Genomic DNA, 20,492 nt, shown 5'->3' on the forward strand with positions numbered 1-20,492 from the left:
AAGATGCGCTTGGCGGATAGACTTTCTGTTCATTGGGTGTTATGCTCATCCATAACAACCATAACAACCATAACACTAATTCCGCGGTCAGCATCCATGGAGGTGCCCGAATGAATCGATTCATCCGAACCACGCTCGCTTTGAGTAGCATGCTCGCGTTCACTCAAGCTCTAGGGGTCACACGAGGTGGCGAGCTTGTCTATGGACGTTATGCAGACTCGCTGTTCCTCGATCCGGTTCTAAACGACGCCAATGTCGATATCTGGATCCTCACCAACCTGTACGACACCCTTCTTCAACCCACCGCCGACGGCAAAGGTGTGCAGCCGGGCCTCGCCTCCGCGTACACTGTTGCCCCCGATGGAAAAAGCATGCGGCTCACCCTGCGTCCCGGCCTGCGGTTTGCCGATGGCAGCGCTCTGACTGCGCAGGACGTCAAGTGGTCGCTCGACCGCGCCCGTAAGCCCGACAACGGCGCGTGGAGTGGCTCGCTGGCGTCCATCAGTAACATTGTTGCCAGTGGCAACACGGTCACACTGAATCTAAAGCAGCCCGACCCGACGCTTCCAGCGGCCCTCGCCACCTTCAACGCCGCCATCATGCCGCAGAAACTGTTCAACGCCGCGCGGGGCAGCACCGAAGCGGCCAAAGCCAAAGCCTTCGCCGAGAAACCCATCGGGTCCGGACCATTCGTGCTGAGCTCCTGGAAGAAGGGATCGTCAATGGTCCTGAAGCGCAATCCGTACTACTGGAAGAAAGGTGCAGACGGCAAAGCCCTGCCGTACCTGAACTCGATCCGTTTCGAAATCATTCCCGACGACAACACCCGCATCCTCAAACTGCAGGCGGGAGAGCTCCACGGAGCAGAGTTCATCCCGCTCAGCCGGGTCGCTGAACTCAAGGCCAACCCCAAGATCAACATGCAGCTGTTCCCTTCCACCAAGGTGAACACTGTTCTGATGAACAACCGTCCGAAGCTCAAGGACGGCACCGCGAACCCCCTGAGTGATGTCCGGGTCCGTCAGGCCCTGAACTACGCTACCAACAAGGAAGCTCTGGTTCAGATTGTTACCTTCGGTAACGGCAAGCCGATGCGGTCATTCATGTCCGCGACCACGCCGCTGTTCGCGCCGCAGGCCAGCTACACCTACGACCTGGCAAAAGCCAAGCAGCTTCTGGCCGACGCTGGATACCCAAACGGTTTTGAGGTGGTCACCCTTGCCACAAGCGGCAACGCAGACGACCTCGCGCTGCTCACGACGCTGCAGCAGATGTGGGGCGCAGCCGGCGTGCGGCTGAAGATCGAGCAGCTTGACAACGCTACCAAGACCGCCCGCTACCGGGCTGCCGACTTCCAGATGCGCACTGCCGCCTGGACGAACGACATCAACGACCCCAGTCAGATCACCAGTTACTTCGCTATCTACGACAACATCCAGTCGCTGTACACCGGCTACAAGAGCGCCGAGATTGACCGCCTCTTTGCGCAGAGCCAGCAGGAAACCAACCCTGCGCGCCGCGCCAGTCAGTACAACCAGATTCAGGGCATCTACATGAAAGCGGCGCCCATCGTGTTCCTGTATGAGACGCCGTACCCTGTTGCCTTGTCCAAGAACGTCAAGGGCTTCGTGCAGATCCCCCTGGGCAACAACATCTTCGCTGCAACGTCCTTAGAGAAGTAAAGCACCTGACGGGGCCGCGCCACTTTGACCGGTGGGCGTGGCCCCGTCAGTTTCTGGAGGAAAGTCATGCGCGCCACGTATGTGATCAAGCGGCTCCTGCAGATCATTCCCACGTTCATCGCGGTTCTGATCCTGGTGTTTCTGCTCGTGCGGCTGCTGCCCGGCGACCCGGCAAGCGCCATTCTCGGGGACCGTGCTACACCGGAAATCGTGGAGCGCACACGGCGCGAACTCGGGCTCGACAAGCCGCTGCCGGTGCAATTCGGCATTTTCGTGCAGAACCTGCTTCGTGGTGATCTTGGAGAAAGCAGCAGCCTGAAGGTGCCGGTCTTCCGGTTGATCGTAGAACGCCTGCCCGTCACGCTGTTCCTTTCGGCTTACGCCGCACTCATCGCTGTGCTTCTCGCTGTGCCGCTCGCGGTGCTGGCGGCCGTGCGCCGTGACACCTGGGTCGACAGCCTTATCCGCGGTGTCTTCCAGGTGGCGCTATCACTGCCGGTGTTCTACGTGGCGCTGCAGCTGCTCACGCTGCTCGGGGCGAAACTCGGGTGGTTCCCCATCGGGGGATACGGTGACAGCCTCAAGGACCACCTGTACCACCTGTTTCTTCCGGCCCTCACGCTTGGCTTTAACCTCGCGGCCATTCTCGTGCGCACCCTGCGCAACTCCATTCTGGAAGTCCTGACTGCGGAATACGTTGAATTTGCCCGTTCCAAAGGTCTGCAGTCCCGGGTGGTGATGCTGCGGCATGTGCTGCGCAATGCGTTGATTTCCACCGTCACGCTGCTCGGATTAAACATCGGTGCCCTGATCGGAGGCGCGGTCATCACGGAGTCGGTTTTCGCCATCCCCGGTGTGGGCCGCCTGATGATCGATTCCATCTTCGGACGCGACTACCCGGTGATTCAGGGCCTCACGCTGGTGTTCGCGGTGCTGGTGTCGCTGGTGTTCCTGATGACTGACCTCATTCATGCCCGCCTTGACCCACGCGTGGAGCACGCATGAATTCGCTGCTCGCTTACGCCAGACGGAGGACGCCGTGACCACCCTTACCCCAGCGACCCCTGCTGCGGCCGCACCACGCCGGACACGCAGACGTCCAAAACCCACGCTGGTGATGGGTCTGCTCTTACTGCTGCCCATCCTGGCCGCGACGTTCGCGCCGGGCCTCATCGCGCCCTACAGTCCCACGGAGTTCGACTACTCGGCCATTCTTAAACCTCCCAGCGCAAGCCATCTGTTCGGAACGGATAATTTCGGCCGGGATGTGTTCAGCCGGGTGGTGTACGGCACCCGCATCGATATGCAGATCGCGCTGCTGACTACGCTTTTTCCTTTCGTGTTCGGCAGTCTGCTGGGCGCGTTCACTGGATTCATCGGCCGTTGGCCGGACATGCTGGTCGGCCGCATTGCGGATCTCGTGGTGGTGTTTCCGTTCCTGGTTCTGGTTATCGCGATCGTGGCCGTCCTTGGACCAGGCCTGACCAACATGTACATCGCCGTGAGTGCGGTCGGTTGGGTCGCGTACTGGCGCCTCGTGCGCGGAGAGGTGCTGGCGCAAAAGGAAGCAGAGTACGCCCAGGCCGCGCGCGTTCTGGGTTTCAGCCCCTCGCGGGTGCTGCTCAGGCACATCCTTCCGAATGCGGTAACGCCAGCCATCGTCTACCTCATGACCGACATGAGTCTGGGTATTCTGCTGGGCGCTTCGCTTGGGTACCTCGGACTCGGCGCGCAGCCACCCACGCCCGAATGGGGTGTGATGGTGGCGGACGGCAAAAACTTCATGGTCACCGCGTGGTGGATTTCCGGCTTTCCCGGCCTTGCCCTCACCCTGGCTGGCGTCACGTTCAGTCTGATCGGCGACGGCCTCGCCGACGCCCTGAGGCCCCGCTCGTGACCGGTTCTCCGTCTCCGGTCCTGAGTGTCCGGAACCTGAACGTTCATATTCCAACCCCGCGGGGTGAACTGCACGCGGTGCGCGGTGTCGACTTCGATCTGCAGCCGGGCGAGGTGCTCGGCCTGGTCGGCGAGAGCGGCAGCGGCAAGAGCGTCACTCTGCGGGCCCTGCTGCAGCTGCACCGCAAGCCCATCCGGGTCACGGGTGCTGTTCAATACGACCGGCAGGATTTAATCGGGCTGTCTGAAAGCCGATTACGAACCATACGGGGTGCACAGATAGGCATGATCTTTCAGGAGCCGATGACCGCCCTGAATCCAGTGCTGACCATTGGGGAGCAGATCCGCGAGAACCTGCACGAGCACCGGGGTCTGCGGGGGCGTCCAGCCGAGGACCGCGCCGCAGAACTCCTTGACCTGGTGGGCATTCCCAGCGCCCGTACCCGCCTCAAGGACTACCCGCACCAGTTCTCCGGAGGTATGCGTCAACGCGCCATGATCGCCATTGCCCTCGCGGCCGAGCCGCGCGTGCTGCTGGCTGACGAGCCGACCACCGCGCTGGATGTGACCATCCAGGATCAGATTCTCCGGCTGCTCCTGCGCCTGCGTAAGCAGCTCGGCATGAGCATCATTCTGGTGACACACGACCTGGGTGTCGTGGCACAGACCTGTGACCGGGTCGCCGTGATGTACGCCGGACGCTTGGTGGAAACCGCAGGCGTAACCGACCTGTTCCGGCAGCCGAGGCATGCCTACACCCTCGGTCTGATGCGCAGCCTGCCCGATATCGGTGCGCATCGCCGTCCTTTGCAGCCTATTCCGGGTTCGCCGCCTGACCTGCGGGACATCCCGCAGGCATGCGCGTTCAGTCCGCGGTGCGCATACAGCACCCAGGCCTGCCTGGGCGCGGAACCTCCGCTTGTGCCTATCGATGACGGACGGGCAAGCGCCTGCGTTCATCACGCAGAACTGCCTGGTGTGGCTGAGGTGACCGCATGACACACGAACCGCTGAATTCGGAGCCTCTGCTGAACGTCGAAGGCCTCACCAAAACCTTCCCTGTGTGTCAGGGCCTGTTGGAGCGCTGGCAGGGCAAACCCGCCAAGGCCGTCCGCGCGCTGACCGACGTGAACCTGAGCGTACAGCGGGGCGAGACCCTTGGCCTCGTGGGGGAAAGCGGCTGTGGCAAATCCACGCTCGCCCGCTGCCTGGTGCGGCTGCATCAGGCGGACAAGGGAAGCGTACGGTACGCGGGACAGGAGGTGCTCCTGTTGCAGGGTGACGCGCTGCGGCAGTATCACCGCCGCGTGCAGATGATCTTCCAGGACCCCTTCTCCTCACTCAATCCCCGCATGACGGTCGGACAGGCCCTGCGGGAAGTGCTTACCGTGCATCAGTTGCGGCCTAAGGCGCAGCACAACGAGCGGGTACATGAACTGTTGAACCTGGTGGGGCTGCCTGCCGAGGCTGCAGGCCGTCTTCCTCACGAATTCAGTGGAGGGCAGCGTCAGCGTATCGGCATTGCCCGCGCGCTGGCACTCGAACCAGAATGCATCGTTGCGGACGAACTTGTCAGTGCCCTTGACGTGAGCGTTCAGGCTCAGGTGGTGAACCTGCTGCTGGAACTGCAGGAGAAGCTTCACCTGACGGTGTTATTCGTCGCGCACGACCTGCGCCTCGTTCGCCATCTCTCGCACCGGGTGGCGGTCATGTACCTCGGACGGGTCGTGGAAATAGCCGCCACGCAGGATCTGTTCGAGCAGCCTGCCCATCCTTACACACAGGCTCTGCTGGCGGCCGCGCCACTTCTTGAGCCTGGCCAGCGCGCGGAAGTTCCCGCCCTGACCGGCGAGTTGCCCAGCCCACTCAACGTCCCCAGTGGCTGTCCGTTCCGCACGCGATGCCCGCATGCCTTCGACCGCTGCGTCACCGAGCGGCCTGAACTCTCGGAGATCCGTCCTCTGCAGCAGGTCGCGTGTCACCTGTACGATCCGGTGGACCAGGAAGTCCGCCTCCCGGTTGGGGTGGGCTGATGCCTCAGGAGGGAGAAGCGGACACCTCGCCCTTCGTGGTTGACCGGACACTCAGCGTGCCTCTCAGCGTGCAGTTGCGTGGCCAGATCGAATACGGCATCGCCTGCGGAGAGCTGCCGCCGGGCGCACGGCTCCCCAGCGTCCGCGACCTCGTGGCGCAAACAGGTGTCGCACACGTCACGGTCGCGCACGTATACAGGGATCTGGCTGCACGGGGGCTGATCGTTACTGTTGCTGGCCGGGGCACGTTCGTGGCGGATCCCAGTTCTTCGGGTCCCATGCAGGATGTCGCTGCATTACGTGGGTTGTTGAACGATGTGCTGTTCCAGGCTGAACGGGACGGCATTGAACCGGAGCGGGTCGTTGCGCTGTTGCAAGCCATGATCGCGCGCGGACACACGGCGCGCGATGTAGGAGTGCGGATTGTGCTCGTCGGTGTGTTGGATGTCGCCACCCGGGCTTACGCTCGGGAACTGCAGGCTCTCCTTCGCCCGGAAGACCGTGTGAAAGCTTGTACGTTCATCCAACTCGCCCAGCCTGCCCTCATTCAGGAGGTGCGGAGTGCGGACATCGTTCTTACCTTGGGCCACCGGCTTGCCGAGGCGCGAGCACTGCTACCGGGCCTGGACATCCTCCCGATGCGCGTTACCGTGTCCCATGAGACGCGGGAGCACCTCGCTGCCCTCGCGCCGGACACGCGTCTGGCACTGATTGCTACCTTCGATGACTTTCTCCCGACATTCCTGACCGGCGTGCACCGGTACGCGCCGCAGGTTCTGGACGTCCGTGCGGCTCACCTCGCAGAGCAGAATCTCCCGGAACTGCTCGCGTGGTGTGACGCAGCCGTGTATGCCAGCGGCGCAGACGGAATCGTCACAGCCCTCAACCCTGGCACGTTCGCCTTCGAGTACCGACATGCCGTCCACAGGCCTGATGCGGAGCGGACACTTTTACCGGTCATTGCTCAGCACCGCGCCCTGGTGCGCGAAAGGAAACATCATGAAAATTGAAGCGATGAACTGGATGCAGGTCGAGGCTTACCTCAGGGAAGATGACCGTTGCGTCCTGCCGCTCGGGAGCACCGAACAACACGGGTTTATGAGCCTGGCCGTGGACAACATCCTGCCGGAGCGACTTGCACAAGAGGTCGCTGCGCCGCTCGGTGTGCCGGTGTTTCCCACCCTCAATTACGGCATTACACCCTACTTCCGTGCTTACCCCGGCAGCGTGACACTGCGTGTTCAGACGTACCTGAGCGTCGTCCGTGATGTCCTCGACAGCCTGTATGAGCAGGGTTTCCGCCGCATTCTGATCGTCAACGGCCACGGAGGAAATTCGCCCGCTCAGGGCTTCTCAGGCGAATGGTCAGCGGACCATCCCGGGACGCAGGTGCTGTTTCACAACTGGTGGAACGCACCCAGGACCTGGCAGGAAGTGCAGCGGATCGACCCGGTCGCGTCACACGCCTCCTGGATGGAAAATTTCCCCTGGACCCGCCTGCCCGGCGTGACCCTGCCTGAGATTCAAAAACCGATGGCCGATCTGGACCGGCTGAGGCTCCTGTCGCCCGCTCAACTACGCCAGACCCTTGGCGACGGCAATTACGGCGGGCTGTATCAGCGCAGTGACGAGGACATGCTGGCGTTGTGGGCGGTGGCGGTCCAGGAAACATCAGGCCTGCTGCAGAACGGGTGGGTTCCGGCCAGCAGGTCGGAGCAGCAGACATGAAGCTGCTGATATGGGGAGCAGGCGCCATAGGAGGAACGATCGGTGCTTACCTCGTCCGGGCCGGGCATGACGTCACTTTCGTGGACTGCGCCGCGGATCACGTAAAGAGTATCCGCGAGGGCGGCCTGCACATCGAGGGGCCCATCGAATCGTTTACGGTGCACGCCGCGGCCTTCACGCCCGGCGAGGTCACAGGCCAGTGGGACCATGTGCTGCTGTGCACGAAGGCGCAGGACACCGCGAGTGCCGCAGGGCAGCTCGCTGACCACGTGACGCCCGCCGGGTGCGTCGTGTCGGTCCAGAATGGGTTGAACCCGCTTGTGCTGAACGCCACCTTCGGACAGGACCGGGTGCTGGGGAGCTTCGTCAATTTCGGAGCGGATTACCTCAGCCCGGGCGTGGTGCATTACGCCGGGCGGGGCGTGGTCGTGATCGGCGAGCAGGACGGGCAGCTTTCGGAGCGTGCGCGGGCCCTTCACGCGGCCCTGCGGGATTTCGACAGTAACGCCGTGCTCAGCGCGAACATGTTCGGGTATCTGTGGAGCAAACTCGGGTACGGTGCGTTGCTGTTCGCCACAGCCGTCACGAACGATGGCATCGCCGACGCCCTGGCGCGACCGGAGGACCGGACGCTGTATATCGCCCTGGGACGCGAAGTGATGCGCGTCGCTCTGGCCCACCAGATCACTCCGGAAGCCTTTAATGGTTTCAATCCTGCCGCCTTTCTCCCTGGCGCCAGCGATGACATGGCCCAGGCCAGCATGGATGAGATGGTGGCCTTCAACCGCCGGAGCGCCAAGACACACAGCGGCATCTGGCGTGACCTCGCGGTCCGCAAACGCCGCACGGAAGTGGACGCTCAACTGGGCTGGGTGGTGCATTTCGGTCAGGAGCACGGTCTTCCAACCCCCATCACGGCCCGCCTCGTCGACTTGATTCATGAACTCGAAAGCGGTCAGCGAGAGCTGAGCCGTGAGAACCTCGCGGAGCTTCACGCGGTGATCCCGGCCGTCACCCCGGCGACATGACAGCCGTGATAGACGGCCTGCGGGCCCTGCTGCCTTCCGGTGACCTGACATGTGTCGTGAGCGACGCCCTGGACCGTGGCTGGGCCCTCAGCGGCGCCTTCCGCCCCGTCTGGTCCGGTGCCTGCTGCGCCGGGGAAGCGGTCACCGTACGCACGTTCGGAACGGATCTCAGCGCCGTGTTCGACGCCATCTCTGTCGCCGAACCAGGGAGTGTCCTGGTGATCGACTCGCATGGCATCACAGGCGCCGCCTTCTGGGGGGAGCGCACGACCCGCGCCGCACTCGCCCGCCGCCTCGCTGGAGCCGTGATAGACGGGGGGTGCCGGGACGTGACGGCTGTACGTCAGCTGGGCTTTCCAGTATTCAGTACGGCCATCACGCCCAACGCAGGGTTGCCGGGAGGACGCGGCGCCGTCAACGTTCCCATTCAGGCTGGAGGCATTCCCGTGTCACCAGGAGATGTCGTCGTGGCTGACGAGAACGGAGTTGTGATCGTGCCGCAGCATCTCGCACCCGGCACACTCGAGCGCGTGCGGGTTCTGCTCGCTGCGGAGCAGCAGGTCTTTGCTCAGGCTGACCGGGGCATGGCTGTGCCACCGGAAAGCACAGAAAAAGGGATGGTTTAAGGTGAACGAATTCCAGCAACAGTCTGCCGAAATCAATGACCTGCTCTGCATCCTCAACCTGCTGACCTGGGACACACGCACCCAGATGCCGCCCGGCGGCAGCCAATCCAGGGCGCAGCAGACCGCGACGTTAAGCGGGCTCGCGCAGCAGCGGCTTCTTGATCCAGCGTTTGAGCATGCAGCGCGGGCGGCACTCAGCGCCGCAGAGCCCGCGAGCGTCCCAGCTCGTGCGGCCCAGCAGGCCATCAGCGCCGTCCGCGCGCTGAAACGGGTGCCGGTCGAGCTGACCCGCGACCTCGCCTTGACCAAGAGTGCCGCTCAGGACGCCTGGGCGGACGCCAGGGCCCACAGCGATTTCAGCCGGTTCGCGCCGCACCTGACGCGCATGGTGGACCTCCAGCGGCGACTGGCGGATGCGCTCGGGTACGACGCTCATCCTTACGACGCACTGCTCAACCTGTACGAGCCAGGACTCACGGCGGCCACGCTTCAACCCCTCTTCTCGCAGCTTCGCACGCATCACCTGTCACTGCTGCGCGAAGTCCAGGCACAGCCCCAGCCCCGCCTGGACTTTCTGGAGCGCGACTACGACGTCGCGGCGCAGCAGATCCTCGCGCTGGAACTCGCGCAGGCCATCGGGTACGACCTGACGCGTGGCCGGCTCGATGCGTCCGCGCATCCTTTCGAGATCAGCTTTACCCGGGAGGACGTGCGCATCACGACCCGCTATCATCCGAATTTCCTGCCCGGCGCGCTGTTCGGAGTGCTGCACGAGGCGGGACACGCGATGTACGAGCAGGGCGTCTCTTCCGAGCTGAGCCGCAGTGTCCTCGCGTCGGACCTGCTGGGGCTGTACGCCGTGGGCGGCGCGAGCTACGGCACGCACGAAAGTCAGTCGCGGTTATGGGAAAACCGGGTGGGCCGGTCCCGCGCGTTCTGGGACCAGCACTACCCGCGGGCCCAGGCGCTGTTCTCCTCGCAACTCGCGGACGTCACGGTGGTTGAGTTTCACCGCGCCGTGAACCGGGTGCAGCCCAGCCTGATTCGCGTGGAAGCCGACGAACTGACCTACGACCTGCACATCATGCTTCGGGTAGATATCGAGTCGGCGCTTATCGCCGGGGACCTCAAGGTCCAGGACCTCCCGGAGATGTGGAATGCACGCATCGAGTCGGACCTGGGCCTGAAGGTGCCTGATGACGCTCGGGGCGTCCTGCAGGACATTCACTGGTCAGCGGGCCTGTTTGGCTCCTTCCCGACATACACAGTGGGCAACATTATGGCAGCCCAGTTTTACGAGGCGGCTCACGCAGCGCTTCCCGACCTTGAGGCGTCTCTCGCCAGGGGAGAGTACGGCCCGCTCCGCATCTGGCTGACCGAGCAGGTGTACCAGCACGGCCGGACCTTCACCCCGCACGAACTTCTCGAACGCACAACGGGTCGCGGCCTGGACGCAGCGCCCTACCTGACCTACCTGAGCGGCAAATACCGTGACCTGTACGGCGTTACGGAAAAGGAGACGGCATGACATTACGGTCTGATGGTCTGGCAGGAAAGGTTGCAGTCGTGACGGGCGCAAGCAGCGGCATCGGTGCGGCGACAGCACTTGCACTCGCGGCGCAGGGCGCGAGTGTGGTGCTGGTCGCGCGGCGCGAGGACCGCCTTCAGGACCTGGCGCGGCAGGTGCAGAGCTCCGGTGGCCACGCTGAGGTGGTTGTCGCGGATCTCGCCGATGAAGCTCAGGCACGGCTCACGGTGGAGCGCGCCGTGAGCGCATTCGGGCGGGTGGACATTCTCGTGAACAACGCCGGACTGATGCTGCTGGGACCGGTCACCGGCGCTGACACGACCGACTGGCGCCGCATGATCGACGTGAACCTGCTGGGGCTGATGTACACCACCCACGCGGCCCTTCCACACATGCGGACCCAGGGCGGCGGGCATATCGTCAACATCTCCTCGGTCTCCGGGCGCGGCGCAAGCCCGACTTCTGCCGGGTACAGCGCCTCCAAATGGGGCGTCGGTGGCTTCAGCGAGGGCCTGCGGCAGGAAGTCCGGCTGGACCGCATCCGCGTGACGGTGATCGAGCCGGGCGTCGTGGCGACCGAACTGACCGATCACATCACTCACCAGGACACCAAGGTCGCTTACGAGGGCCGCATTCAGACCATGATTCCCCTGGAAGCCGAGGACATTGCCGCGGCTGTCGTGTATGCCGTGACGCAACCGGAGCGGGTCAACGTCAACGAAATCCTGATCCGCCCACTCGACCAGGGTTGATGAGGCGCGCCCATGTTTGAACGAGGAGATCCGCACAAGGACGGCCGTGTCAGTTGCCCGGACCGTCACGGCGGCACCTGATGTGCCCGTTCAAGGTGGCGCGAGGGCGCACCCTCGCTGAGGGCGGGAAAGTCACCGTGAAGAGGGCCGTGAGTCCATTCCCGGCCGGAGATTTCATCACGTCCGTCAACGTCAGGCTGGGGTGGGACACGTGCTTGACTGATCTGGACCTGCACCCGGGGCCTGTTGGCAGACCAGCGCGGCAGAGCGTAGCGGATGCGTAACTCCGAGATCCTCTTCGCGTCCATTCCGCAGGTGGCAGCCTGCTACCGGAGCGGTTCCCTGTCTCCCGTCGAGGTGACTCGCGCGTGTCTGGCACGCATCGAGGAACTCGACCCAGCGCTGAACGCGTTCATTTCCGTTACAGCGGAGCTGGCCCTTGCTCAGGCGGTGCAAGCTGAAACAGAACTGCGCAGTGGAACCGACAGGGGACCGCTGCACGGCATTCCTGTCGCGCTCAAGGACCTCACGGACACCGCAGGAGTCCGCACCACCTGCGGCTCCCGCCTTCTTGCGGATCATGTTCCTGGCCAGGACGCGGTCGTCACGGTGCGGCTCCGGGAAGCCGGCGCGGTCCTGCTCGGTAAAACGAACCTGCTGGAGTTCGCGTACGGCAGCGTGCACCCGGATTACGGCCAGACGAACAATCCCTGGGACGTGACCCGCACGTCCGGCGGCAGCAGTGGCGGCTCGGCCGCGGCTGTCGCGGCTGGCCTGTGCTTCGCGGCATTCGGAACAGACACAGGCGGATCTATCCGCATTCCCGCGGCCTACTGCGGCGTAACCGGGCTCAAACCCACCTATGGACTGGTGCCCCTCGATGGTGTTTTTCCTCTGTCCTGGTCGCTGGATCACGGCGGTCCGATCGCGCGCAGCAGCGGTGACGCCGCCCTGATGCTTGCCGCCCTGACCGGAGGTCCGCACGACGCTGCGCCACGTGACCTGCAGGGCGTCCGGCTGGGAGTGCTGGCAGAACACGCCCGGGGCCCCGACATGCAGCAGGGAGTGGTGGAAGTCTTCGACCAGGCGTGTGACGCCCTGCGTAGGGCCGGAGCAGTTCTGGTTGAAGTGCACATTCCGCAGCTCGACCGTATGGATACCGCGATGATGCATGTGCTGCTTCCCGAAGCGAGTGCCGTACATGCGGCGTGGTTGCAGCAGTCTCCCGGGGCGTACGCGCCGGACACCCGCATGCATCTCGAACAGGGATTCGCGGTCAGTGGGGTAGAGCATGTGCGCGCACAGCAGTACCGCCGCAAACTCGCACTCGACTTCCTCGCGGCTCTCACTGACGTCGACGCGATCCTCTCACCAACCGTGGCGTGGGTCGCGCCGCACGAGGACCCCGTCGTCTCGGACAACGAAGGTTCCACCGAAGCGCGGCGCACCGCCCCAGCCAACCTCACAGGCTTCCCAGCACTGAGCCTCAACGCAGGCTTCTCTGAGGGTCTGCCGGTCGGTCTGCAGATCACGACCCGGCCCGGTGCCGACGCCCTGGCCCTCTCGCTTGGCATGAGCCTCGAAGCGCTCCTGGATGGCAACCGGATCCCGCCCCTCGGGGGCACACCAACGACCGAAAGGAGAACCCCATGAATTCACCCTGCACCTCCGCCCGGCCCTCGATCTTTTGTGTGATGGTACGCCCATGATCGTCCGTTTCGACGGCCAGACCGTCATCGTGACGGGCGCCGCTCACGGCTTCGGACGGGCGATCAGTCTGGCGTTCGCCACACGCGGCGCCAACGTCTGGGCCTGTGACGTGAACGAAGCTGGGCTGCGCGAAACGGAGACCCTCTCAGCTGAACAAGGCACTCCATTGCAGGTTCGCTCGGTCGATGTCGCAGACCGGGAGGCGGTGCGCGCCCTGGTACTCGAAGCGTCAGGAGGAGAGCGGGTCGATGTCCTCGTGAACAACGCAGGCGGCGTCCTCGGTCAGGTCGGCCGCCCCATTGAAGAGATCAGCCAGGACGACTGGCACGCGATCTTCCGGGTGAACCTCGACGGTGCGTTTTACTTCAGTCAGGCGGTCGCGCCACTGATGAAGGCCCGGGGCGCCGGGCGCATCATCAACATCAGCAGCGGCGCCGGGCTCGGCGTGAGTCTCACAGGCATTCAGGCTTACGCCAGCGCGAAAGCTGCGCAGATCGGGCTGACCCGGCAGCTGGCGCACGAACTCGGCACGTGGGGCATCACCGTGAACAACGTCGCGCCGGGCTTCGTGTTGAGCAACCCCACCACGGAACGGCAGTGGCAGAGCTACGGCGAAGACGGGCAACGCCGCTTGATCGACAACATTGCCCTGAAACGCCTCGGCAGCCCGGATGACATCGCGCACGCCGTCCTGTTCTTCGCGTCCGAGTACGCCGGCTGGGTCACCGGGCAGATCCTCAGCGTGGACGGAGGAAAATGATGGACGACGTCCTGACCTACTTAGAAGAGCATTATGAGCGCCACCTGGAAGACCTGCGGACGTTCGTCCGTATTCCAAGCGTCAGCACGGAGGGGCAGCATGCGCCCGATGTGCGCCGCGCTGCGGAATGGGTGGCCGCGCGCCTCAGCTCCGCCGGCCTCACAGACGCCCGGGTGACCGACACGCCAGGCCACCCGGTGGTGACGGCCTCATGGACAAATCATCCCGGTGCGCCGACCATCCTCGTTTATGGCCACTACGATGTGCAGCCGCCCGATCCGCTCGAACGGTGGGACAGCCCCCCATTCGAAGCTACCGAGCGGGACGGGAACATGTACGCCCGCGGTGTGTCGGACGACAAGGCTCCCATGCTGATTCCGATCCGTGTGACTGAGGCGTTTCTGCAGGCGCGCGGGGCACTCCCGATCAACGTCAAGTTCCTGTTCGAGGGCGAGGAGGAAATCGGCAGCCCGAACCTCGGGGCGTTCGTGCGCGACCACGCGCAGCAGCTTCAGGCGGACTTCGTCCTGTCGGCCGACGGGGGTATGTGGCGCGCGGACGTCCCGACCCTGACCGTAAGCGCGCGCGGGCTGGTCGCGTTGGAGTTCACCGTGCGTGGCCCGGGGAAGGATCTGCATTCGGGACGGCATGGCGGCAGCCTCCACAACCCGCTGCATGCGATCTCACGGATGGTCGCGAGCCTGCACGGTCCCGACGGCCGGGTGAGTGTCGAAGGCTTCTATGACGATGTGGTGCCCGTATCGCCCGCCATTCGGGCAGACACGGCCGCCCTGCCTTTCAATGACGAAGCGTACCTGAGGGAGGTGGGCGCGCCTGCCACGTTTGGAGAGCCAGGCTACAGCACGCTGGAACGCCAGTGGTACCGTCCGACACTCGAACTGAACGGGCTGTGGGGGGGATACACCGGTGAGGGCGCTAAAACCGTCCTGCCAAGCGAGGCGCACGCAAAAATTACCTGCCGACTCGTTCCGGGTCAGGATCCGGACCGCATCAGGGAGAGGATCGAGGCTCACCTGCGGCAGCACGCTCCTCCTGGGGTGACGGTCACGTTCGAAGAGAGCAGACACGGAGCACCCGCCTACCGAATTCCCCCGGAGCATGTGGGGTTACGGGTCGCTCGTGAGGCAATCCGGAGCGTTTACGGTCAGGATCCACTGATGGTCGGCATGGGCGGCTCGATCCCCATCTGCGACACGTTCCGTGACGCGCTCGACATGGACACCGTGTTCTTTTCGTTCGCGGTGGGCGACGAGAACATTCATGCTCCGAATGAGTTTTTCCGCCTCGCCCGGTTTCAGGAGGGCGCGCGGGCATGGACAGCTTATTTCGAAGCTCTCGCCCGATCCGTCGATGCTGTGGTCACGGCCACGCGGTGACACCATGAACACCCTGATCCAGTCCACGCCCCCAGGGACAGTCGCGCGGGGAGTGCTTGACGCGCCACTCAATACCCGAACACGCGTGCCGTACACCGTGGTACGCGGGGCAGAGGACGGTCCAACCCTGCTGGTGACCGCCGGGGTGCATGGCGCGGAGTACGCCAGCATCGACGCGGCCTACCAGCTCACACAGACCAGTCCGTCTGATTTGCAAGGAACGCTGGTGGTTCTGCCTATGGTTAATCCCAGTGCATTCTGGCAGCGCAGCATCTACGTGAACCCCATTGACGGGCGCAACCTGAACCGCCTGTTTCCGGGTCGTGCGCGAGGAACTTACGCCGAACAACTGGCTTCGTGGCTACACGAGGAGTTTCTGTCGCAAGCCGATGCGCTTATCGACCTGCATGGCGGAGACCTTGTTGAGGCTTTGAAGCCGTTCTCGGTCTACGTGCGGGACCATGAGCCGTCACGCCAGCTGGCGCTCGCGTTTGGATTGCCGCACCTGATTGCCAGCGACAGTCGCGGCATGACGTTTGAGGTGACCCGGACGCATGGTGTTCCCGCCATCATCGCTGAGGCGGGCGGTCAGGGCCTGCGTAGGGCGGCCGACGTCACCCTGCTGGTGAGGGGAGTTCGTCAGGGCATGCGTCACCTTGGCATGCTGTCATGCGACCTTGAACAGTCTTCTGAAGTCATCGAGCACGATGAGTTCGCCTGGCTTTCGGCGCCAGCTTCCGGCTTATGGCACCCGAGAGTGGCGGCTGGGGACACAGTGTCCAAAGGGCAGGAGATTGGAACATTGAGGGACATCAACGGAAATGACTTGCACACCTTCGGCGCGCCAGAGAGTGGCACCGTTTTGTTCCTCGTGACGAGTCTCGCAATGAACGAAGGGGATCCGTTGCTCGGTATCGGTGTTTCCTCTGTCCCACCGGTCTGCTGAGCAGTTCGGCGAGGCACAAGAAGGAGTGCCCTGTGCTCTGCATCCACCATCCGGTTGTTCTCTGGCGTCATTACGCTTCCTCGGGCCTCTGGCTAAGGCTCATTCAGGGGCGCCCGGTACCGGGGGTACGACACGGGCGCTCTGGGGTTCTTGGTGCATACTGGCTGCCGAACGCGGCGCCGGCTCAGGGTTTCGTTAAAAGCCTTTCGGGACGCGGGTACACAGCATTGGAAAAGAGAGCATGGCATGCAGGTGGTCGAGCGGAGTAGCACGAAGCTGCTGGTGATCACGCAGCAGTAGGACCGCACCGGGAAGCTTTCGTTCGCGAACTCAGCGCGGCCACCACAGTCCTGCTGACGCAGGTGACCCGCGTGAAGTGAGCCCCATCAGCAGAATGTTTCCGGTTCAACCTCGCGTGATCTCTCTCAACGTGTCCTGGGCCCTGAGCCACCCCCAGAAAGGGACGCCCTAGCGCTGGAGGCCTGTTGATCCTGGGGTGCAGCCAGTTTAGAGGCGTGAGCCGGCGTAATGCGAGCAGCAGGCGCTGGAAATAATGATGGTGTCTCCCAGTGCACTCCCCGTGCGGGAGTTGTTGTACACCAGCCAGTCCGCCCCCTGCGGGCCAGCACGCAGCAGTACACCCGGCCCGTCCGGGTTCGGGACCCAGCGCCCACGCAGTAACTGCTCGCCTCCGGTCGACTGGACGCGCCAGCTGTACGTTCCGTCCGCATTGATGCGCAGGGGTGGCAGGCGCAGCCCGCCACTGTACACGCGGTACACGTCGGTGCCCCTGACGACGGTATTTACGGCGACCGGGACGTTCACGCGCCAATCTCCCACGAACCAGGCGGTCCAGAACGGCTCGCGGTTCACGCCCACCACGAAATTCGCGTCCTCGCTGCCGGTCACTCCGGTCAGGTTATACCCGTACTTCGGGTCGATGCTGCGGATCACGCCGCGCGTCCAGGTTTTCCCGGCCGTTCCGCTATACAGCACGCTCTGGCCGGGCTTGTACTTCCCGAGTTTCGGCCAGGCGGTGTGCGCCTTCGGCGGCGCACTCGTCGGCGCGCTTGGTACCGCGGTCGGTGAGGGTGTCTTGACGGCCGGGGCCCGTGGTGTGGCTGGCTCAGCGGCTGTGCTGCGCGGGCGCGCGGGCGTGGTCAGCAGGGCCAGTACTGCCTGGTGGTTGTTGAGTTTCGCGAGGTAAGCAGCATCCCAGCCGGCGGACGTTTTCACGCTCAGATCAGCGCCGCGCGCGATCAGCAACCGGGCAATGTCCGTGCAACCGGAGTTTGCGGCCATCATCAGGGGTGTGTAGCCGCCGGAATTCCGGGTATTGATGTTCACACCCTGTGCGATCAGCGCGATTGCCTGAGCGGTGTCACAGTAGTTGGCGGCGTTGGAGAGCTGCATTTCTGCGAGGTTCTGCTCTGCCAGGGCCGCGCTGCACATCAGCGCAATGCACATCCAGGTCCGTGATTTCGATAGAGCGTTCACGACATTCTCCTTTCCGCAGCGTCCGGATCACGGAAGCGTTCCCTGCAGGTCGAGGCGTTGCTTGTCAGGCAAGGTCCTCTGGGATGAAGTTACCCGAGGGTACCGCCCGGCCTCTGACGAATCACTAACGGATGCTGGGCGTCCTAGGCGGTCAGGAGGTGTACTTTGCCGCGAAGGCCGGTCGCCGGCGGTACCGCATTCTCCCGGTCGGCCATGCGCGGAGAACGGAAGGCCGTGGACGCTGCGCTTGGGGATGGCGGGTGCGTCACAGCAAGCCATCTGTAGATCGCGAAGGCCACGCATGGAGTTGAACGGGCCCTATCAGACTGCCAGGAAGCTTGACTCGAATACCTGTGGTGTTATAGTTGAACATAACAACCTCGCAACTGGCTACCGCCTTTATAAGGAAGGCAGGTTCTCAGGCACCTTCATGGGCGGCCTCACTTCCTTTCAGTCTGATGTGTCCGTGAAGGAGGCCGAATGAATGAAGGAGTCCTAACGCCCTGTGCTGTTTTTGCAGGCGTAACGGTAAAGAATTGCTGACCTGCGGGGTGCCGAGGCTGAAGTTCACAAAGACCGTCAAAACGGACCCGAGCAACATGCATTTTTCTGAACGGTCAACTCATTTCAGATCCATGCGCAGTCAAACGCCACGATATCCACCGAGAACACGTCAGTGAAACCGCGGCTCGTCGTTCGCCTCTACTAAAGGTCCTCTAACTCGCTCACAAGGAGTCGAACATGCTTAGCACGAGATTATCATCGTCTTTGATCACGCTTACTATGCTTGCCGGAAGCATTGCGGGCGCTCAAACCCTTACGGTTGGCATGGATGCTGACGTGGTTCGGCTCGATCCAGTCTTGTCGGCTGCGGCTGTTGACCGACACGTGCTGTACCAGGTATTTGACCGCCTTGTGGATGTGGACGAAAACCTCAAAATCGTTCCGTCCGTCGCCAGGAGTTGGAAAATCAGCTCGAATGGCCTCACGTACACGCTCACGTTACGGAGCGGAATTAAATTTCATGATGGCACATCCCTCAATGCCGCCGCTGTCAAGTACTCACTGGAACGCAGCTTGAACATGGATGGTAGCGCGCGGAAAAACGAACTTTCTGCAATCAAAAGTATCACGGCGGTGAACCCAACCACCGTTCGCATTGACCTGCACGCGCCATTTGGTCCGTTACTCGCGATACTTAGTGATCGTGCTGGCATGATTGTTTCACCAACTGCAGCGGCAAAGTCTGGCGCTGACTTCGGGCGTGCGCCTGTTGGCAGCGGACCGTTCTCATTTGTCAGCCGAACTCAGCAGGACAACATTACTTTGAACTCATACAGTGAGTATTGGAATGGCGCACCGAAGATAGACAAGCTTGTTTACCGACCGTTTCCTGACGGTGACGTACGGTACGCGAACCTGCTGTCCGGAGGGGCGCAAGTCATAGTGGTAGATGCCAAAGACGTTGAGAAGCTTGAAAGCAATAACAAATTCAATGTAATCAGCATTCCCACGCTGGGATTTCAAGGAATTTGGCTAAACACTACCCGCGCTCCCTTTAACAATAAGCTGGTACGCCAGGCTGTCGCTGCCACCATTGACCGCAATGCTGTTGCGCAGGTGGTTTTTCGAAACACCGCCAAGCCAGCCGCTGGTCCTTTTCCCCCAAACACTCCTGCGTACAGCTCAAGCATCAAGGTGCCTACCCCGAACATTGCTGACGCTCGAAAGAAACTCAAGCAAGCCGGAGTAAGTAACCTCACCTTCACAATGATCGCCGCCACCGGCACGACTACCGCGCTGCTTACCCAGGTGTATCAAGCAATGATGGCCGAAGCTGGCATCAATATGAAGATCGAGCTGGTCGATAACGGTGCGCTGAGCAGCCGAGCGACGAGTTTCAACTTTGATGCAGCGCTCCTGAACTGGAGCGGTCGAATTGACCCTGATGGTAATATTTATGATTGGGTCAGAACGGGCGGGACTTACAACTACGGCCGTTACAGTAACAAGGAAGTGGATGCATTGCTTGCCAAGGCTCGTGCACAAAGCTCTATGAGTGCTCGTAAAGCCACTTATAACGTGGCACTTGGTAAAGTACTTAGCGATACGCCTTATATTTGGGTCTACCACCAAAGCAACATGTACGGTACCACCAAGGCTGTGAGTGGTCTGAAATCTATTCCTGATGGTATCCTCCGCTTTAAAGACGTAGTACTTAAATAATGTCGTCTTTCACGTAAGCGCTTGCTGTACTTTGGAACAATTCAGCGGTGCCCTTTAGGTCAGCATCTGCGGTGCTGGCCTTCTTGCTGAAATATTTTTGGTCTCTTGAGGTGGACCCATCACTTCCCCATGTAGCTTTCCCCATTCTTGTTCGCCGGATTGCTGGCGATAACCATTACGCTGTCTACGAAACCCCCTGGGGCGTGGACTCATGGATATGCTTCGATACTGTGAAGCGTGCTGGAGCCTGTCCACGATTCGATCCTGGAGCAACTGAAGACTGAAGTCTCCCAGTACCCACGAATGGACGGGTACTACCAACTTGAGCCCGTGGTCATCGGAGCTCTCCGTCAAGGGTGGAAGGGCCAGAGCGACATTTTCAATGCCCTCTACGAAAGCTTGGGCCCTCATAGCGCTCTTGCGGCGTACCAGATTGCCCATCCGCGGATACAGCCCTTCAGCGGAGAGCCACCGGGAGACGAGGACTGCGAGTACACGGCTGAGGAAGCGCTTGACGCCCTGACCTATGAATTGAAGGGCGGGTTTGAGATTGGTCACCTCGCTGAGTACGTGCCTTCTGCGAAAGCGGCCGTATTGGCCACGCATTTTTTCGCGGTGTTTCATGAACCGCGGGCATTTTGGGGTCTGGGGTGAGGCAATCCGATTTACGCCTTCGAGCAGGG

The 20,492-nt window shown here is 62.5% G+C and carries 18 protein-coding genes; 17 read left to right on the forward strand and 1 reads right to left on the reverse strand.

Going from position 1 to position 20,492, the window contains the following annotated elements:
- The first annotated feature begins 110 nt into the window (after positions 1–110).
- The 15 genes from DEIDE_RS16430 (at position 111) to DEIDE_RS16505 (ending at position 16,086) form a co-directional block, all read left to right on the forward strand.
- Complete coding sequence (locus tag DEIDE_RS16430) at positions 111–1,682, forward strand: ABC transporter substrate-binding protein (RefSeq protein WP_012694861.1); 1,572 nt, start codon at positions 111–113, stop codon at positions 1,680–1,682.
- Positions 1,683–1,748: 66 nt separating this feature from the next.
- Entirely contained in the window at positions 1,749–2,687 is a 939-nt protein-coding gene (locus DEIDE_RS16435) for an ABC transporter permease (protein WP_012694862.1), read from the forward strand.
- Positions 2,688–2,721: 34 nt separating this feature from the next.
- On the forward strand, positions 2,722–3,579 hold the full coding sequence (locus DEIDE_RS19705; protein ID WP_012694863.1) for an ABC transporter permease: 858 nt from the start codon (positions 2,722–2,724) through the stop codon (positions 3,577–3,579).
- Positions 3,576–4,577 (forward strand): ABC transporter ATP-binding protein, encoded by a 1,002-nt coding sequence (locus tag DEIDE_RS16445; RefSeq protein WP_012694864.1) that lies wholly within the window; start codon positions 3,576–3,578, stop codon positions 4,575–4,577. The genes DEIDE_RS19705 and DEIDE_RS16445 overlap by 4 nt, the downstream gene beginning before the upstream one ends.
- A complete protein-coding gene (locus DEIDE_RS16450) occupies positions 4,574–5,611 on the forward strand; it encodes an ABC transporter ATP-binding protein (RefSeq protein ID WP_012694865.1) in 1,038 nt (345 codons plus the stop codon). The genes DEIDE_RS16445 and DEIDE_RS16450 overlap by 4 nt, the downstream gene beginning before the upstream one ends.
- A complete protein-coding gene (locus DEIDE_RS16455; RefSeq protein WP_041228020.1) occupies positions 5,611–6,621 on the forward strand; it encodes a GntR family transcriptional regulator in 1,011 nt (336 codons plus the stop codon). Before DEIDE_RS16450 ends, DEIDE_RS16455 begins: the two co-directional genes overlap by 1 nt.
- A complete protein-coding gene (locus DEIDE_RS16460; protein ID WP_012694867.1) occupies positions 6,611–7,339 on the forward strand; it encodes a creatininase family protein in 729 nt (242 codons plus the stop codon). Before DEIDE_RS16455 ends, DEIDE_RS16460 begins: the two co-directional genes overlap by 11 nt.
- Entirely contained in the window at positions 7,336–8,367 is a 1,032-nt protein-coding gene (locus tag DEIDE_RS16465) for a ketopantoate reductase family protein (protein ID WP_012694868.1), read from the forward strand. Before DEIDE_RS16460 ends, DEIDE_RS16465 begins: the two co-directional genes overlap by 4 nt.
- On the forward strand, positions 8,364–8,993 hold the full coding sequence (locus DEIDE_RS16470; protein WP_012694869.1) for an RraA family protein: 630 nt from the start codon (positions 8,364–8,366) through the stop codon (positions 8,991–8,993). The genes DEIDE_RS16465 and DEIDE_RS16470 overlap by 4 nt, the downstream gene beginning before the upstream one ends.
- 1 nt (position 8,994) lies before the next feature.
- Positions 8,995–10,521 (forward strand): carboxypeptidase M32, encoded by a 1,527-nt coding sequence (locus DEIDE_RS16475; RefSeq protein ID WP_012694870.1) that lies wholly within the window; start codon positions 8,995–8,997, stop codon positions 10,519–10,521.
- Positions 10,518–11,273 (forward strand): SDR family oxidoreductase, encoded by a 756-nt coding sequence (locus DEIDE_RS16480; RefSeq protein ID WP_012694871.1) that lies wholly within the window; start codon positions 10,518–10,520, stop codon positions 11,271–11,273. The genes DEIDE_RS16475 and DEIDE_RS16480 overlap by 4 nt, the downstream gene beginning before the upstream one ends.
- Positions 11,274–11,549: 276 nt before the next feature.
- Positions 11,550–12,926 carry an amidase gene (locus DEIDE_RS16490; RefSeq protein ID WP_012694872.1) on the forward strand — a complete coding sequence of 459 codons (1,377 nt, stop codon included), beginning with the start codon at positions 11,550–11,552 and terminating at the stop codon, positions 12,924–12,926.
- A gap of 52 nt (positions 12,927–12,978) precedes the next feature.
- Positions 12,979–13,743: an SDR family NAD(P)-dependent oxidoreductase gene (locus DEIDE_RS16495; RefSeq protein WP_012694873.1), complete on the forward strand. Its 765-nt coding sequence runs from the start codon at positions 12,979–12,981 to the stop codon at positions 13,741–13,743.
- Entirely contained in the window at positions 13,740–15,140 is a 1,401-nt protein-coding gene (locus DEIDE_RS16500) for a dipeptidase (protein ID WP_012694874.1), read from the forward strand. Before DEIDE_RS16495 ends, DEIDE_RS16500 begins: the two co-directional genes overlap by 4 nt.
- A 4-nt stretch (positions 15,141–15,144) precedes the next feature.
- On the forward strand, positions 15,145–16,086 hold the full coding sequence (locus DEIDE_RS16505; RefSeq protein ID WP_049760578.1) for a succinylglutamate desuccinylase/aspartoacylase family protein: 942 nt from the start codon (positions 15,145–15,147) through the stop codon (positions 16,084–16,086).
- Positions 16,087–16,593: 507 nt separating this feature from the next.
- Here DEIDE_RS16505 and DEIDE_RS18255 read toward each other — a convergent pair.
- Entirely contained in the window at positions 16,594–17,583 is a 990-nt protein-coding gene (locus DEIDE_RS18255; protein ID WP_162485732.1) for an ankyrin repeat domain-containing protein, read from the reverse strand.
- 741 nt (positions 17,584–18,324) lie between these two features.
- On the opposite strand from DEIDE_RS18255, the gene DEIDE_RS16520 reads away from it, so the two are divergent.
- Together DEIDE_RS16520 and DEIDE_RS19305 are read left to right on the forward strand one after the other, a co-directional pair.
- Positions 18,325–19,809 (forward strand): ABC transporter substrate-binding protein, encoded by a 1,485-nt coding sequence (locus tag DEIDE_RS16520; RefSeq protein WP_012694878.1) that lies wholly within the window; start codon positions 18,325–18,327, stop codon positions 19,807–19,809.
- 237 nt (positions 19,810–20,046) lie between these two features.
- Complete coding sequence (locus DEIDE_RS19305; RefSeq protein WP_162485733.1) at positions 20,047–20,463, forward strand: hypothetical protein; 417 nt, start codon at positions 20,047–20,049, stop codon at positions 20,461–20,463.
- Positions 20,464–20,492 lie beyond the last annotated feature (29 nt).

It is taken from the genome of Deinococcus deserti VCD115, assembly GCF_000020685.1.
In the GTDB taxonomy this organism is placed as follows: domain Bacteria; phylum Deinococcota; class Deinococci; order Deinococcales; family Deinococcaceae; genus Deinococcus; species Deinococcus deserti.